Source organism: Stieleria maiorica (assembly GCF_008035925.1).
In the GTDB taxonomy this organism is placed as follows: domain Bacteria; phylum Planctomycetota; class Planctomycetia; order Pirellulales; family Pirellulaceae; genus Stieleria; species Stieleria maiorica.
In genome coordinates this window covers 4,689,773-4,704,962 of the sequence record NZ_CP036264.1, presented here as the reverse complement: position 1 = coordinate 4,704,962, position 15,190 = coordinate 4,689,773, and the positions used below count along the sequence as shown (strand labels likewise).

General features: G+C 58.9%; 11 protein-coding genes and 1 riboswitch. Of the genes, 9 read left to right on the top strand and 2 right to left on the bottom strand.

What is annotated here, in order from left to right:
• Positions 1 to 127 precede the first annotated feature (127 nt).
• The 5 genes from Mal15_RS15925 (at position 128) to Mal15_RS15905 (ending at position 4,049) form a co-directional block, all read left to right on the top strand.
• The gene (locus tag Mal15_RS15925; protein ID WP_147868674.1) at positions 128 to 1,540 is read left to right on the top strand and encodes an MBL fold metallo-hydrolase; all 1,413 of its coding nucleotides are present in this window, start codon (positions 128 to 130) and stop codon (positions 1,538 to 1,540) included.
• Positions 1,537 to 2,094, top strand: coding sequence for a YeeE/YedE thiosulfate transporter family protein (locus tag Mal15_RS15920; RefSeq protein ID WP_147868673.1), 558 nt, complete (start codon positions 1,537 to 1,539; stop codon positions 2,092 to 2,094). Before Mal15_RS15925 ends, Mal15_RS15920 begins: the two co-directional genes overlap by 4 nt.
• 31 nt (positions 2,095 to 2,125) lie before the next feature.
• Positions 2,126 to 2,755 (top strand): YeeE/YedE family protein, encoded by a 630-nt coding sequence (locus Mal15_RS15915; protein ID WP_147868672.1) that lies wholly within the window; start codon positions 2,126 to 2,128, stop codon positions 2,753 to 2,755.
• 243 nt (positions 2,756 to 2,998) lie between these two features.
• On the top strand, positions 2,999 to 3,565 hold the full coding sequence (locus Mal15_RS15910; protein WP_147868671.1) for a carboxymuconolactone decarboxylase family protein: 567 nt from the start codon (positions 2,999 to 3,001) through the stop codon (positions 3,563 to 3,565).
• 94 nt (positions 3,566 to 3,659) lie between these two features.
• Positions 3,660 to 4,049 (top strand): CoA-binding protein, encoded by a 390-nt coding sequence (locus tag Mal15_RS15905; protein WP_147868670.1) that lies wholly within the window; start codon positions 3,660 to 3,662, stop codon positions 4,047 to 4,049.
• Positions 4,050 to 4,444: 395 nt separating this feature from the next.
• On the opposite strand, the gene Mal15_RS15900 is transcribed toward Mal15_RS15905, so the two are convergent.
• Positions 4,445 to 5,485 carry a mechanosensitive ion channel family protein gene (locus tag Mal15_RS15900; RefSeq protein ID WP_147868669.1) on the bottom strand — a complete coding sequence of 347 codons (1,041 nt, stop codon included), beginning with the start codon at positions 5,483 to 5,485 and terminating at the stop codon, positions 4,445 to 4,447.
• A gap of 1,098 nt (positions 5,486 to 6,583) precedes the next feature.
• Here Mal15_RS15900 and Mal15_RS15895 point away from each other — a divergent pair.
• The 4 genes from Mal15_RS15895 to Mal15_RS15880 all read left to right on the top strand — a co-directional run bounded on the left by Mal15_RS15895 (position 6,584) and on the right by Mal15_RS15880 (position 13,520).
• Positions 6,584 to 8,089 carry an efflux RND transporter periplasmic adaptor subunit gene (locus Mal15_RS15895; protein WP_147868668.1) on the top strand — a complete coding sequence of 502 codons (1,506 nt, stop codon included), beginning with the start codon at positions 6,584 to 6,586 and terminating at the stop codon, positions 8,087 to 8,089.
• 67 nt (positions 8,090 to 8,156) lie between these two features.
• On the top strand, positions 8,157 to 11,468 hold the full coding sequence (locus tag Mal15_RS15890; protein WP_147868667.1) for an efflux RND transporter permease subunit: 3,312 nt from the start codon (positions 8,157 to 8,159) through the stop codon (positions 11,466 to 11,468).
• A 50-nt stretch (positions 11,469 to 11,518) separates the two neighbouring features.
• Complete coding sequence (locus Mal15_RS15885; protein ID WP_147868666.1) at positions 11,519 to 12,091, top strand: hypothetical protein; 573 nt, start codon at positions 11,519 to 11,521, stop codon at positions 12,089 to 12,091.
• Between the two features lie 86 nt (positions 12,092 to 12,177).
• A riboswitch (cobalamin riboswitch) is annotated at positions 12,178 to 12,412 on the top strand.
• Between the two features lie 193 nt (positions 12,413 to 12,605).
• A complete protein-coding gene (locus Mal15_RS15880; protein ID WP_199773871.1) occupies positions 12,606 to 13,520 on the top strand; it encodes a PEP-CTERM sorting domain-containing protein in 915 nt (304 codons plus the stop codon).
• Between the two features lie 114 nt (positions 13,521 to 13,634).
• Here Mal15_RS15880 and Mal15_RS15875 read toward each other — a convergent pair whose 3' ends face one another.
• The gene (locus Mal15_RS15875) at positions 13,635 to 15,089 is read right to left on the bottom strand and encodes a DUF1501 domain-containing protein (protein WP_147868665.1); all 1,455 of its coding nucleotides are present in this window, start codon (positions 15,087 to 15,089) and stop codon (positions 13,635 to 13,637) included.
• Between the last annotated feature and the right edge of the window lie 101 nt (positions 15,090 to 15,190).

Below are 15,190 nucleotides of genomic sequence, written 5' to 3'. Positions count from 1 at the left end.
TTCATCGCGTCGCTGTGCGACGCAGTGGAAGGACCGCCGCTTTTCGATTGGGGCGGGGCGAGCGGTGGGGACGATCCCACCGCAAGGGATTTGACAACCAATGCAACTGTAACGGAGGGATTTCTGGATGTTTGTCCAAGAAACTATTTTGACCGATGGCATCGCACAACTTTCCTATCTGCTTGGTGACACAGACTCCGGCCGCGCCGCGGTGATCGATCCGCGAACCGATGTCGAGATCTACGAACAACTCGCGCGGAAGCACGGCCTGTCGATCACACACATTTTCGAAACGCACATTCACGCCGACTTTTTGTCGGGAAGCCGATCACTCGCCGAGCGGGTCGGCGGGGCTCAAGTTTTCCTCAGCAGCGACGGTGCCGATTACCGGTTTGACGGTCAGGGTGTTACCGACGGAGACGTGTTCGATTTCGGCTCGTTTCGCTTGACGGCCCGACATACGCCCGGACACACGCCCGAGCACATGACGTTCGAGATTTGTGAGAGCGATCGCCCCGACACGCCGTGGGCGGTGTTTACCGGAGACTCATTGTTCGTCGGATCCGCCGGGCGACCGGACTTGCTCGGCGAAGGCCAGACCGCGGAGTTGGCCGAGGCGTTGTACCACACGCTGTACGACTATTTTTTGAAACTGGACGACTTTGTGACGGTCTTCCCAGGGCACGGGGCCGGTTCGGCCTGCGGGGCAGCCATCGGTGATCGGCTGCAGAGTACGATCGGGTATGAACGGCGGACGAATCCGTTCCTTCGCTATCCCGACCTGGAATCGTTTTGTCGCTTCGTGGTCGACGAAGCGCCTCCCGTTCCTTGGCACTACCCGCAACTAAAGAAGGTCAATGCGGCCGGGCCGGAGATCATGGATCGCTTGCCAACCCTGCCGGCTCTGCCGCCGGAGAAGTTCCGCCGCGTGGCACGCGAGCCTGGTGTGCATGTGTTGGACACACGGTCGATCCTGGCGTTCGGGGGCGGTCACGTGCCCGGCGCGATCAATATCGCGGGGCGTTCGGAGTTGTCGGCGTGGGCCGGTCAAATGTTCGATCTCGATCAACGTTTGTTGCTGGTCGTCGATAGCGAAGAGGACCTGGATCGGATCCAGCGGTTGCTGGTCCGGACCGGTCATTGCAGCTTCGCGGGGTATCTGAGCGGCGGGATGAAGGCGTGGGAAACCGCCGGGCTGCCGCTGGAGACGTTGGAGCAGATTCCTGTCCAGCGATTGCGCGAGTTGCAGGTCACCGATCAGGGGCTGACAATATTGGATGTCCGCGGGCCAGACGAGTGGAAAACCGGGCACATTCCCGGCGCGAAACACTACTTCGTCGCCGACATGCGCGAGCGGATCAATGGTCTGGACAAAGAGGCACGCTACGCGACCTACTGTGCCAGCGGGTACCGCGCCAGCATTGCAGCGAGTTTGATGAAGGCACGTGGTTTCCGCGATGTCAGTAATGTACCGGGAAGCTGGAGTGCGTGGTCGGCCGCCGGCTTCGCGAGTGAAAAACCGGAGGAGGCAACCGCATGATGATTCAAACTATGTCATTCTTGATCGTGGCCAACGTCAATCCGTTGGAGTATTCCGGTCCGGCATGGTCGCCCTACTTGGTCGGCGCGCTGATCGGGTGCCTCTCGATGTTGACGTTCTATTTTTCAAACAAACCGTTGGGGGCGTCGACCGCTTACGCACGCGTCGCCGGAATGTTGGGCAATTTGGCTGCGCCGCAACACACCGGGCGGCTCAAGTATTTTCGAGACAATCCGCCGAAAGTCGGCTGGGAACTGATGCTGGTCTCGGGCGTCATGTTCGGCGCGTTTGCGGCGGCCTGGAGCGGCGGCGAATTGACCGGGCGGCTGTTGCCGCTGATGTGGCAAGAACGCTTCGGCGTCGACAGCGGGTTGTTGCGAATCGTTGTCGCGTTCTTGGGTGGCGGTCTGATGGCTTTCGGTGCGCGGATGGCCGGAGGCTGCACGAGTGGCCACGGGATCAGCGGCACGCTGCAGTTGGCTGTCGGTTCGTGGATTGCAGCAATCTTCTTTTTCATCGGCGGCATCGTCACCGCGATGCTGATGTTCGCCTGATAGGCAGCCTACGACCCATTGGAGATTTAGCATGTCGACGATCACTGATAAATCGCAGGATACTGCGACGCCCCACTCGGAACCCCATCACGAAGCCCAGGACGAGAATCCGGTTTCCGTTTCCGCGCCGACGAAGTCACTGATGCTGGGACTGTTGTTTGGAATCATCTTCGGTTTCTTGCTGCAAAAAGGTGGCGTCGCGAAATACCACGTGTTGATCGGGCAGCTGCTGTTGGCGGATTTCACCGTCGTGAAAGTGATGCTGTCCGCTGTCGTGGTCGGAATGTTGGGGATCTATTCGCTTCACCGAGCAAATCTGGTCGAGTTCCATATCAAGCCGACGCGGCTGGCCTCGAATGTCATCGGTGGTCTGTTGTTCGGTTGTGGTTTTGCGTTGTCCGCGTACTGTCCCGGCACGGGAGCTGCCGCGGTAGGACAGGGGAATTTCGATGCGATCGCGATGATGGCCGGAATGGTCGCCGGCTCCTACGTGTTCGCCGAAGCATCCGGCTGGATCAGTCGTCATTTGGATCCGATCGGAGACAAGGGCAAGTTGACGTTGATGGACCTGTTGCCGCTCGGGCGAACTGCGATCACATTCGGCACGGCGGCATTGTTGGTGGTCGTGCTGGTCGTGTTGGAGTTCACGACGACGCGGTAGTTTCGCGGGCGTCGCCTCGGCGTCTTGTATCCGACAGCACGGAGGTATCGACGGTGCCGCCGGATGTTTCGCCATCGTGGCACCTCGCAGCGATCCGCGATCATCGCCGATCGGTGGTCGCTAGAGACGTTTTCCGGGGGCGATCTCGATCTTTCTGGCGGACAGGAACTGCAATTAATCATTCAGCTCACATCGCCATTGTTTCTCCCCGATTAACAGGTCAATACAGAGTAGGGAATGACCATGTCAGACTTCACCGTTCACACGATCGAATCCGCCGGCGAAAGCAAGCCGATGTTGGAAAAGAGCCAAAAAACGTATGGGTTTGTGCCCAACTTGCATGCCGTCATGGCGGAATCGCCGGCACTGTTGGCGGCCTACCGCTCGGTCGCGGACATTTTCGATACGAAAACCGATTTGTCGCCGACGGAACGCCAGATCATCGCGATGACCAACAACCGGCTGAACGGGTGCACCTATTGCATGGCGGCGCACACGTCGATCATGCAAGGGTTGAAGGTCCCGCAAGACGTGATCGAATCACTTCGAGACGGAACCCCGATTGCCGACCCGAAACTGGAGGCGTTGCGCGTGTTTTCCGAGCAGGTCAATCAAAAACGCGGCTGGGTGGACGATAGCGACATCAATGCCTTGCTTTCTGCCGGATACACCAAGCAGACGGTTCTGGACGTGATCGTGGGGACTGCGTTCAAAGTCCTGTCCAATTACACCAATCACATCGCCGACACGCCGTTGGACAAGCAATTTGCAAAGAACGAATGGAATGCAGACGCACAGCCGGCAACGTGAAGTCGCCGGCGACCGATGATCCAGAATTGTAGAACATCTGTTGGAGGTGTTCGGGCATCAATGAGACGATGGTTTTTTGAGGCACGTAAACGCCATGAACCACATCGAACGCTTTTTGGCGTCAAACACCTACGCGGTCGCGGGGGCATCGACGCGTCGCGAGAAGTATGGCAACAAGGTCTTCCGCGCGCTCCTGGCGTCCGGCCGTGAGGTGTTTCCGCTGAACCCGGCTCAGGATGAAATCGAGGGGCACCGCGCATTCGCCACGATCGCGGACCTGCCGGTGGTCCCCGACGCGCTTTCGATCATCACGCCGCCGGTCGTCACCCGCAAAGTCGTTGCCGACGCGATCACCGCTGGCGTGAAGCACATCTGGATGCAACCCGGTGCCGAAGACGAACAGGCCAGCAAGGCGGCCCGCGACGCGGGCATCAACGTCATCGACGACGGCAGTTGTATTCTGGTGTTGTTGGCACGGATGTAAGTGTTGATGTCTAGCCATTAGCCGCCCATTGCCGCTGCGTCGCAGCGATGGGAATCGCCTGAAGGCTAAACACCAACGATTGCTCCCCTTGGGGCAGCCTTGCCCGAAACCAAGTTGCGGCCAAAGCCTGGCTGGACAGCGCCACTTTGGTCAAGAAACACCGTGAATCGCCGGTCGAACGTAGCTACCTTCGCCAGAAGGTGGATTCCCAGGGTTCTCCACGCTCTGGCGAGCGTAGCTACGCCTAAGTGGCGCTGTCCAGCTAGGCATCGTCCCTAATGTCCGGCAAGGGTCGTATGTGGTAGCGGAATTGGCCAAAAATTTCGGCTTCTCCCGTGTGGACTGCTGCGAGTCGAAAGCTTCGGCGGCTTCCGCTACGGGATTAGGCCCAAGGCCTAGTCACTCAGATGGTCCTGCGCATCTTTTAGCTGTTGTATCAGCCGTTCCTTGCGGGCGTTCAATTGTTCGACCGTCGGTCCGGTCGTATCGTCCGATGCATCCGGCTTCGCTGCCAATTCGCGATCGATCAGGTCGATGGCGTGACGAATCTGTTCGACCGAAGCGGCTTCTTCGGCCTTGTCAAACGCCACGTCCTCCGCTTTCGTCACCATGGGGCGGGCCATCTTTAGTGTCGGCTGGGGGATAAACTGTTTGTCGTCGGGAATCGCTCGCGTGTTCATGAAGGTGGGTGAAACGATTTCGATATCCGCGGCGTGCAACGCATCGAGCACGAATTCCGCCAATCGCGAACGCGCCGAAATCAGGCTTTTGACATCCTCCAACAGCCCCGCGACACGATAGGTGATGGAGAAATCGCCCAATTGTCTTACGTGGACGAAACAATCCGTCAGCCCCGATCGACTGGCCGCATCACACATCACGCGCGAAACGTCCCGGTGGGAGATGTCATAGCCCAAGGATACCTCCATCGTGATGATGGTCCCGGAAGAACGCACGACCTTCATCGGTTGGGTCACCATGAACAGATTGGGCACCGTCACCAGATCTCGCAATTCCGTTTGAATTTCCGTATGCAGCAAGCCCATCTCGGTGATTCGTCCGGTCAAATCTGCGACGGTGATAAAATCTCCTGGACGGGCGCTGCCGACGGCCTTCATCATGATCCCGGCCAGAATGTTGCCGATGAACGTGGTCGAAGAGAGCGCAATCGCGGCACTGAACAAGATGCCGATCAAGCTGAGCAGTTGGCCGCGCGTTTCATCGCTGACCGGCAGCGCCAGAACGACCAACAGCAAACCGGCGAACGTCAGCGCCAGCATGATCAACTGGAAGCGAAACTGCGCCTCCGGATCATCTTTCCAACGCCGTTTGAGAATTCGGTCGACCAGAAACAGTCCGACCAGAACGAGAGCAATCGTCACCAGCAACGGAACGAAACCCGAGACGTCCAGGAGATATCGCTGTAGGATTTCCATAATTGGGAATCTCGGTTGGACGGGCTGATGGCACCGAAACTGGTACCGACAAGCCGTCATTGATTGACCAGCCACGGTCGCAGCATGATACCGCGGCGGAAGAAAACTGTAATCGAATTGATCGCTGTCGTCAGACTTCTCATCCCAAGCATTCGACCGACAAACGTCCCCCTCTCTCTGGCTGCATGATCAAGCAAATCAGTCGCGATGGCATGGTTTTCCCCCGGATTTGTGGGGGAAAGGTGCTGGGGATGAGGGACAGCGACCCAAAAAAATGCACCGATCAGCGGCGGACAACGACGATCGTACCCTGTAAATCCAGAAGTTCGGCATCTCAGCTGCACTGACACTTTTGCTGCCTCCCCCTCATCGTAGAAAAATCGGCTTTACCCGGACGACCCGATCGCCGATAACAAAAATGATCGGTTCTCGACCAGGAATCCTCACGTGAACGCCTCGTGCAATTTCATCACCGTCGCAGCGATGTTGCTGCACTCGATTCTCGGGTGCAGTTTCCATCACGCGTGCGCCGGTGTACCGCACGAGCACGGACAACGGGAATCGGTGCTCGAGGCGGACGCCTGCGCCGAACACGGCTGCCATCAACACGACCATGCTCCCAAGCGGGGGGGCGGCTGCCAGGATTCTTCGTCCGCTGATGCATTCGGCGCAGGGGCTTCTGTCGCGTTGTCGTGGTTGGCGGGCGGGCAACGCTGCTGTCCGAAAACGCCCTGCCGACAGGGTGATTCACCGTGTTGCTCGGTTGTTCAGTGCAGTTACCTGACTTCCAGCGGCATTGCATTTTCGCTGGAATCGGTCCAAGTCCCCCATGCGTGGGCTGGCGCCGACGCATCGCGCATCGGAACCTCACGCCACGGGTGCGCGAACCAACCACTCAGACCCCTCTGGTTACCGGACGACTCGCAATCCCGGTGCGCGCTGCACTGCTCTTGGCAGATTTGATCACGCGATCGACGTCATTGCGTTCGATCCTTTTTGCCATTTCTGTCGCCGCTGATGTCAGCAACGCATTGCGGTGATCCGCCGCGTTGGATTTCGCTTCAACGCGGACGAGCTCCCCTGTTTGGAAGCCACACCATGCCTGGGTTAAACCTTTCGCCTGCGCGCGTTCGTACCGTGTCGACGACGGTCGTCGCAATCATCGTGACCATCGCCGTCGGTGTTTGGGTGACCACCACACCGATGCTGGGGATTGGTAAAGACAATCGTCAAACGGTGGATGATCACTCGGATCATGCAGATCACGAAGGCGACGCCCACCAAGGTCACGACCACGGCCACGAGGGCCACTCCGACGCCCAGTCGATCGAATTGAGCAAGCAAGCACGCGCCAACCTGCGGCTGCGCACATCACCGATCGAGGTGAAACCGTACACGCAATACATCGAAGTCCCCGGTGTGGTGACGCAGTGGCCGGGACGAACGCACATCGCGGTCACATCGCCGCTGACGGGAGTTTTGAATTCAATTCTGGTTTCCCGAGGCGAGTTGGTCCAAAGCGGTGCACCGCTGTTCACACTTCGGTTGACCCACCAAGACCTGGTCAACACGCAGGAAACGTTTCTGACGAAGCTTGGTGAATTGGACGTGGAACAGCGGGAGATCGATCGGTTGTCGTCGATCGCCACTTCAGGCGCGATCGCCGGAAAAACATTGCTCGCACGCCAGTACGAACGCGACAAATTGATGGCAGGTGTGCGTGCGGCTCGGCAGGCGATGTTGTTGCACGGATTGACGGAAAACCAAATCAAAGAGATCGAGCGCACGCGGGTTTTGATTCGTGAGATCACGGTCTACGCTCCGCTGATTCACGAAGACGACTCGTTGCACCACGAATCGCTCGGCGACGCAAACGATCGTCTGTCGGAATCGTCCCCACATCGATACGCGTCGCTTTTGCAGCCACCGGCCGTGACCGAGGACCATCGGCACGTGGACGCAGAATTCTTGGTCACCGAGTTGCTTGCTCGCCGTGGGGAATCGGTTGCCGCGGGCGACGAATTGGCTCAACTCTCAGACTTCAGCAAGGTGTTGATCGAAGGCCAAGCGTTTCAACGCGACGGAAAAGCCTTGCGAGATGCGGCCGATCACGGCGCGAATGTCCAAGCGGTGATTGAATCGTCCGGCGAAGGGCCGGAGCTGATCGACGGGCTAAAGGTGATCTACATCGGAACCGAAGTGGATCGCCGGTCGCGCGCCCTGCCGTTCTACGTTTCGTTGACCAACAAGGTCGAACGGACCGAGCAGCACGGTGAGAAACGCTACATCAGCTGGCGTTACAAGCCTGGCCAGCGGCTGACCGTGCGGCTGCCTGTTTCACAGATCGACGACGCAATCGTCGTCCCCAAAGACGCCGTGGCCGAGGAAGGTGCCGAGCGTTATCTGTTCGTCGAAAACGGCGATCACTTTGACCGCGTGCCCGTTTCTGTCCTCGCCCGCGATTCGCTGCACGTGGCGGTTGCCAACGACGGTCAGGTCTGGCCTGGGCAAACGATCGTCGTGGGCGGCGCCCATCAATTGCAGATGGCGATGAAGAACCGGTCGGGCGGCGCGATCGATCCCCACGCCGGGCACAATCACTGATCGACCGCGTCCCCGTCCCGCAACGCACGTACTCAATCATCCAACGGCCACTCCGCGCTCGGCGCCCATGTTAGACAAAATCATTTCACTCTCACTAGGAAATCGGCTGATCGTGTTGGCCGCTGCGGTCATCCTGCTGACCGTCGGCGGTTATCAAACGACGCGTCTGCCGATCGACGTCTTTCCGAACCTGAATCGCCCCCGCGTCGTCGTCATCACCGAAGCGCCCGGGATGGCGCCCGAGGAGGTCGAAGCACTGATCACGTTCCCGCTGGAAACCGCGTTCAACGGGGCCAGTGGTGTCGAAGCGGTGCGTAGCAGCAGCGGCATCGGGCTGTCGGTCATCGACGTCGAATTCGGTTGGGGCACCGACATCTATAACGATCGCCAGATCGTCAACGAGCGGTTGCAATTGGCCACCGAGCAGCTGCCCGAAGGCATCAAGCCGACGCTGGCACCGATTTCATCGATCATGGGCCAGATCCTGATGTATGGGATGTGGAGCGAAGGAGGAACAACGCCGCCGATGGAGGTGCGGACCTTGGCCGATTGGGTCGTCCGCCAGCGTCTGTTGACCATCCCCGGCGTGTCGCAAGTGTTCACGATCGGCGGTGGACGGATGCAGTACCAGGTCCTGGTGGATCCCGACAAATTGCGTTCGTTTGATCTGACGATGCACGACGTTCACACCGCCGTGGCCGAGGCGAACTTGAACGCCACCGGCGGTTACTTGGACCAGCGCGGTCCCAATGAGTTGCTGGTCCGCGGTCTGGGACGGATCACCAGTCTCAGCGAATTGAACGAGATCGCGATCACGTTGCGTTCCGGGCGCCCGATCACGCTCGGGGATGTCGCCCGGGTTGTCCAGGGCGTCCAGGAGATGCGCGGCGACTCATCCGCCTATGTCCGGGATCGCGCTGGCAACGTCGATGGCGGCCCCGCGGTGGTGCTGACCGTCAACAAACAACCGGGCAGCGATACGCGGACCGTCGATCGTGCGATTGAAGAAGCGTTGGAGGAATTAAAAACGGCACTGCCGGACGACATCCGCGTCGCCAACGTCTATTCCCAGCGATCCTTCATCGACCGTGCGATTGAAAACGTTGTGGAAGCGTTGGCCGACGGCGGGGTTTTGGTGTTGGTGATTCTGTTTCTATTCTTGTTGAATTTCCGCACGACGTTCATCACGCTGACCGCGATCCCGCTTTCGATCATCGCCACCGCGTGCGTGTTCGCCGCGTTCGGATTGTCGATCAACACGATGACACTGGGCGGATTGGCGGTTGGCATCGGTGAACTGGTCGATGACGCGATCGTTGATGTGGAGAACATCTTTCGGCGATTGAAAGAGAACCGCGCGAGCGACAACCCGCGGCCGGTGTTGAAAGTTGTTTACGACGCTAGCATCGAAATCCGCAGCAGTGTCGTTTACGGAACAGCGATCGTCGTGCTGGTCTTTCTTCCGCTGTTCGCCCTGGAAGGGATGGAAGGCAAGTTGTTCGTCCCCTTGGCAACCGGCTACGTCGTCTCTCTCGTCGTCTCTTTGGCCGTGTCGCTGACGGTGACGCCGGTACTGGCATCGCTGCTGTTGACCGGGCGCAAGTTCTGGCGGTACGTCGTGCCGGTGTTGTCGCTGGGGATCTCCGCCTTGGCCGTCTACTGGGTTTTACCGCGTGCGACCGAGCTGATCGGCTGGTCCGTCGGTTTGCTCGGCGCCGCGATCTGGTGGGCGATCGGATTGGCGCCGATCATCTGGATCCTGATTCGTGTCCTCGAATCATGGCTCGGCGGTGAAACAACAACCGAAGGCCGATTGCTGGAACGGTTTAAGGGGATTGCCGGATTGATGATCGATCTCAGCACCCGGATGCCCGGTCCCGTCTTGGGAATCGCCGCGGTGTTGGTGGCGTTTGCAATGTTTGCCGTGACGCAATTGGAGCGTGATTTTTTGCCGCCTTTCAACGAAGGTTCCGTACAAGTCAACGCGCTGCTTGCCCCCGGGACTTCGTTGGCGACGAGCAACAAGATCGGTCAATCCGTGCAGCAACGGTTGATGGAAGTCGAGAACGTCAAATCCATCGCCCGGCGCACCGGTCGCGCGGAGCTGGACGAACATGCCGAAGGCGTCAACGTCTCGGAACTGTATTTGGAAATCGCCGAGGATGCCGATCGCGAAGAAACGATCCGAGAGATCCGACACGCGATGGACGAGATTCCCGGCGTCGTCTCCAGCACCGAACAGCCGCTCGCCCATTTGATCAGCCACATGATCTCCGGGGTGAAGGCCCAAATCGGGATCAAACTCTACGGCGATGACCTGGACGTGCTTCGCAACAAGGCGGAGGAGATGAAACGGCGGATCGCGAACATCGATGGTTTGACGGATGTGTTGATCGAACAACAGACCAATATTCCTCAATTGCGCATCGAACTCGATCGGAGCGCTTTAACGCAAAACGGTTTGCGGCCGGCACACGTGATGGAGATCGTGCAAACCGCGATGAACGGAGAAGTTGTCAGTCAGGTGTTGCTCGGGCAACGCACCTTTGATTTGTTGGTGCGTTTGGACGAACCGTTCCGCGAAGACGTCTCCAAACTCCGCCGGCTCGTCATTCCCCTTTCTGACGGCGGCGTCGTTCCCTTGGAGGCTGTCGCTCGGATTTACGAAAGCAGCGGACCGAACATGATCAAACGCGAGCAAGTGCGCCGCCGGATCGTCCTGCAGGCCAACGTGTCCCAGCGGGGAGTCGTCGATGTGGTCAATGAAATCAAAACCAAGCTGGCCGAGATGGAACTGGAACCGGGCTACTTCATCGAGTACGGCGGGCAATTCGAAAGCCAGCAGTCGGCATCGCGACGTCTGGCCGTTTTGTCGGTCGTGGCGCTGATCGGGATGTTTTTGGTGCTGTACACATTGTTCGGCAATGTGAATTTCTCGCTGCAGGTCTTGGTCGCGCTACCGACCGCATTCATCGGTGCCGTCGCCGCTTTGGTGATCACCGACCAAAACCTGACCGTCGCGGCGATGGTCGGATTCATCTCCTTGTGTGGCATCGCCAGCCGCAACGGCATCTTGTTGCTGAACCACTATTTGCATCTGGTCGAACACGAAGGCGAATCGTGGACGCGTCAGATGGTTAAACGAGCCGGGCAGGAGCGCATGGCACCGGTGTTGATGACCGCGCTGACCAGCGGCATCGGTTTGCTGCCCTTGGCTTTGGCCGCAGGAGAACCGGGCAAAGAAATTCTGTATCCGATCGCGACGGTCATCGTCGGCGGGCTGATCACCAGCACGTTGGCCGAGTTTTTCGTCCGCCCGGCGCTGTTTTGGTCGGTCGGTCGCCACGCCAGCCGTCAGATTCTCAAAGACAGGTCGTAACAGGACCTGTTCGATTCCAATAAGTCTTCCCCCTTTTGAAAGAGATTGAAATGAAGTTCACCTTTCGTCTTATGTCATTGCTCGGTCTGGTCGTGGTGTTGGCTGGATGCGGAGGCACGAGTGATCCGTCATCGGACAGCGGCGGTCCGACGTCCCAGAGTGACAGTAGCGATCACGCGACAAGCCACGATCACCATGGGCACCCCGAGCACGGCCCCCACGGCGGCGACTTGGTGGAGCTGGGGAAAGAGGCCTATCATGCCGAACTGGTGCACGGCGAAGACGGCATTATGATGTATGTCTTGGACGGATCGGCCAGCAAACAGGTCCCGATCGCGGCGGAAAAGCTGATGCTCAGTTTGAAGCATGACGGCCAAGTCGCGTCGTTCGACTTGGCGGCCGATCCAGACTCCGATGACCCGCCGGGACAGTCCTCGCGGTTCAATTCCGCCGACGAGAAATTGCACGACTGGCTCGACGCCGGAGCCGAAGGTGCCGTCGTGATCGAAATCGACGGCAAGTCCTACACGGGAAATGTGGCACATGACCATGACCACGCGGGCCACGACCACGCGGGCCACGACCACGCCGGCCATGATCACGCTGACGCTGGGCATGAGTGACTCCACCCATCGGCCCGCAATCTGCGAGATGACGGACGGTTTGTCGCGTGATCGAACACCGTGTTGACAGCCGGGCATCTTGTTCTATCCTAGCCGCCGTTCGAGATGACTCGCCCGGATGCTTCCGGGCGAGTGAACAGGGAACTCCGGTGAAATTCCGGGACGGTCCGGCCGCTGTGTGCCACTCGCGATCCTAACGAATCGCATCCGTTGCTTCGTTCTAAAGAAGAGCCATTGTTCGCGGGGTGCGCGAATGAGAAGGCTGTGAGCAAACGGAAACGGTGGTGAGTCAGAAGACCTATCTCGACAAGACGTTTTCGTGCCTTCCTGGATTGAGGCAAACGTTGCAATGCGTGAGTCGAATCGCGCATTGGACCGACAGTTCCCTGCTTTCCGCCGTTGTGACGAATCCGCGCGTTCGCGTTCCATCACGCCGTGGTTTCCTTCATCGATGAAGGAAAAGTGGTGAAGGTCCGCACCGGCGATCGGGGGCGTGCTCGGCAATGGACTTACAATGAAGTATTTTCACACCTTTCGTCCCAGCGGTGTCCTCAGCGGCATCCTGCTGTTGCTGTCCGTGTCACCCTTGTCCGCCGAAATCTATTCGGGTCCGAGAGAGACCGATCACGCCATCGACGGCGCTGTTGCCGCCGATGACCAACGAATCGTCGAGTGGGCCGACGTGATTGATTCGACGCGGACGATGTTCGGCCCGCGTGGCAGCACAGCGATCGACCAAAACGGCGGTTTCAACAGCCTGGGCGACTTGGATGCCGCGGAAATCGCCGCGGGCGTCTCGCCGGGGTTTTTGACCGTCCTGTTTCCCTCCGGAATCGGCAACGGAGCCGGACACGATTTTGCGATTTTCGAAAATGGGTTCGCCTTCGGCACCAATGCTAATGGCACATCGGGCTTGTTTGCCGAATTCGCCTATGTCGACGTCTCCACCAACGGCTCCGACTTCGCTCGATTCCCAAGTATCAGCCTAAACACCGGTCCCTTGCCGGGAGGTTTCGGAACCAACTTTTCGCCCTTTGACGTCACCAATGTCTACAACCTGGCCGGCAAACACGCAGCTGGCTTTGGAACGCCGTTCGATCTGGATGAATTGCAAGGCGACGCATTGGTGGCCGCGGGATTGTTGGATCTGGACAATATTCAATACGTGCGACTGGTCGACATCCCCGGCGACGGGTCGTTTCTGGACAGTCAAGGCAATCCGATCGTCGACAACTGGCTGACCAGCGGATCGGGCGGATTCGATTTTCGACTCGGCGAAGGACTGGGCGTCGGGGTGATGAATATTTCCGCGGTCCCCGAACCTGGGTGTTTCGCGCTGCTGGGGTTGATCGCCGGAATCGGATCGATACGCCGCAAACGTGTCCCCCGCACTCTAAAACCAACAGTGCAATGCCAGCCCGACGCGTGAGCGAGGGGCTCCCCGCGAGCGAGGGATGCTGCGTGAGCGAGGGGCGCCGCGTGGCCCCTTGCTAACGCGTGCGGGCTGGCATCAACACACCGCATGCGAATACCGCGACGCTGCTTACGCCAGGATCTCACGGATGACGTGGCCTTCGACATTCGTCAGACGACGCTCGATGCCGTTGTGCTGGAACGTCAATCGTTCATGATCCAGACCCAGCAGATGCAGGATGGTGGCGTTGAAGTCGTACAACGGATGAACGTCTTGGACGGCCTTTTGTCCCAGATCGTCGGTCACACCGTGGCTGACACCCGGCTTGACTCCCGCACCGGTCATCCAGCACGTGAATCCGTCGGGATTGTGGTCCCGTCCCTTGGATCCTTTTTGGAAAAATGGCATCCGGCCGAACTCGGTGCACCAAATCACCAACGTGTCTTCCAGCAATCCCCGCGCCTTCATGTCCTTGATCATCGCGGCGGCGGGTTGATCCAGGATTGCGGCGTGCTTGTCGTATTGTTCCTTTAGCTTGTTGTGTCCGTCCCAGTTGAGTTCCCCGCCGCTGGCATACGCACCGTTAAACAACTGCACAAACCGGACACCGCTTTCGATCAACCGGCGGGCAAGAAGGCAGTTGCGTGCGAATGCGGCGCGAACCGGATTCGATTCATCATCGGCCCCGTAGCTCTTCAACAGGTACTCCGGTTCGGAACTCAAATCGGTGATCTCCGGCACACTCAATTGCATTCTGGCTGCGAGTTCATAGCTGGCGATCCGCGCGGCCAGTTTGTTATCGCCGGGATGTTGCTGCAAATGGCGTTGGTTCATCTGCTGGAGCAAGGAACGTGCGGCACGATCGGCTCCGGGCGATACGATCGGCGCCTTCAGATGTCGAATCGGCTCCTTCGAACTGAGCGGTGTGCCCTGAAACGCGGCGGGCAAGAACCCCGGCCCCCAGTTGTTGGATCCATTTTGCGGGACGCCACGTGGATCGGGGATTGCGACATATGCGGGTAAGTCCTGATTCTCGCTGCCCAACGCATAACTGGCCCAGGATCCCAGACTGGGGAACCCGTCCAGCGGCGTCCCGGTCGAAAGAAAGTTTTCCGCCGGGCCGTGCGTGTTGCTCTTGCTGGTCAGCGAGTGGATGAACGCGATGTCGTCGGTCAATTCCGCCAGGTGCGGGATCATGTCACTAACCCACTTGCCCGTCTGGCCGCGTTGTCGAAACGTGTATTGTGGCCGGGCCAAGTTTCCCGCGGGACCTTGAAAGGTTACCGCCGGCCCATCTGGAAGCGGTTGGCCGTCGAATTTGATCAGTTCCGGTTTGTAGTCCCAGGTTTCAAGCTGGCTGACCGCTCCGGCACAGAAGATCACGACGACGCGTTTCGCCTTTCCGGGAAAGTGACTTTCACGGGGCGCGAACGGACGCGCCGGATCAATCAGCGGACGCGCCGCCAGCAGGTGATCGCCGGACAATAAATCCAATAACGCGATCGAACCCAACGCCCCGGCGGACCCGCCCAGGAAGTTGCGTCGATTGAGGAATTGACGTCCGTTGGGTGAGAGTGAAGTCATTTCGCGATGATTGAAAGCGTATTAGGAATGAAAGGCGCGGGGCAGCAGTTGAATGTAATTCAGCAACCGTTGGTGTTTAGCCTTGAGGCGATTCCCGGTCG

Coding starts and splice junctions, on each gene's coding strand:
- Mal15_RS15910 (WP_147868671.1), top strand. CDS start 2,999: ATGTCAGACTTCACCGTTCACACGATCGAATCCGCCGGCGAAAGCAAG.
- Mal15_RS15895 (WP_147868668.1), top strand. CDS start 6,584: ATGCCTGGGTTAAACCTTTCGCCTGCGCGCGTTCGTACCGTGTCGACG.
- Mal15_RS15880 (WP_199773871.1), top strand. CDS start 12,606: ATGAAGTATTTTCACACCTTTCGTCCCAGCGGTGTCCTCAGCGGCATC.
- Mal15_RS15875 (WP_147868665.1), bottom strand. CDS start 15,089: ATGACTTCACTCTCACCCAACGGACGTCAATTCCTCAATCGACGCAAC.
- Mal15_RS15915 (WP_147868672.1), top strand. CDS start 2,126: ATGTCGACGATCACTGATAAATCGCAGGATACTGCGACGCCCCACTCG.
- Mal15_RS15925 (WP_147868674.1), top strand. CDS start 128: ATGTTTGTCCAAGAAACTATTTTGACCGATGGCATCGCACAACTTTCC.
- Mal15_RS15885 (WP_147868666.1), top strand. CDS start 11,519: ATGAAGTTCACCTTTCGTCTTATGTCATTGCTCGGTCTGGTCGTGGTG.
- Mal15_RS15920 (WP_147868673.1), top strand. CDS start 1,537: ATGATGATTCAAACTATGTCATTCTTGATCGTGGCCAACGTCAATCCG.
- Mal15_RS15905 (WP_147868670.1), top strand. CDS start 3,660: ATGAACCACATCGAACGCTTTTTGGCGTCAAACACCTACGCGGTCGCG.
- Mal15_RS15890 (WP_147868667.1), top strand. CDS start 8,157: ATGTTAGACAAAATCATTTCACTCTCACTAGGAAATCGGCTGATCGTG.
- Mal15_RS15900 (WP_147868669.1), bottom strand. CDS start 5,485: ATGGAAATCCTACAGCGATATCTCCTGGACGTCTCGGGTTTCGTTCCG.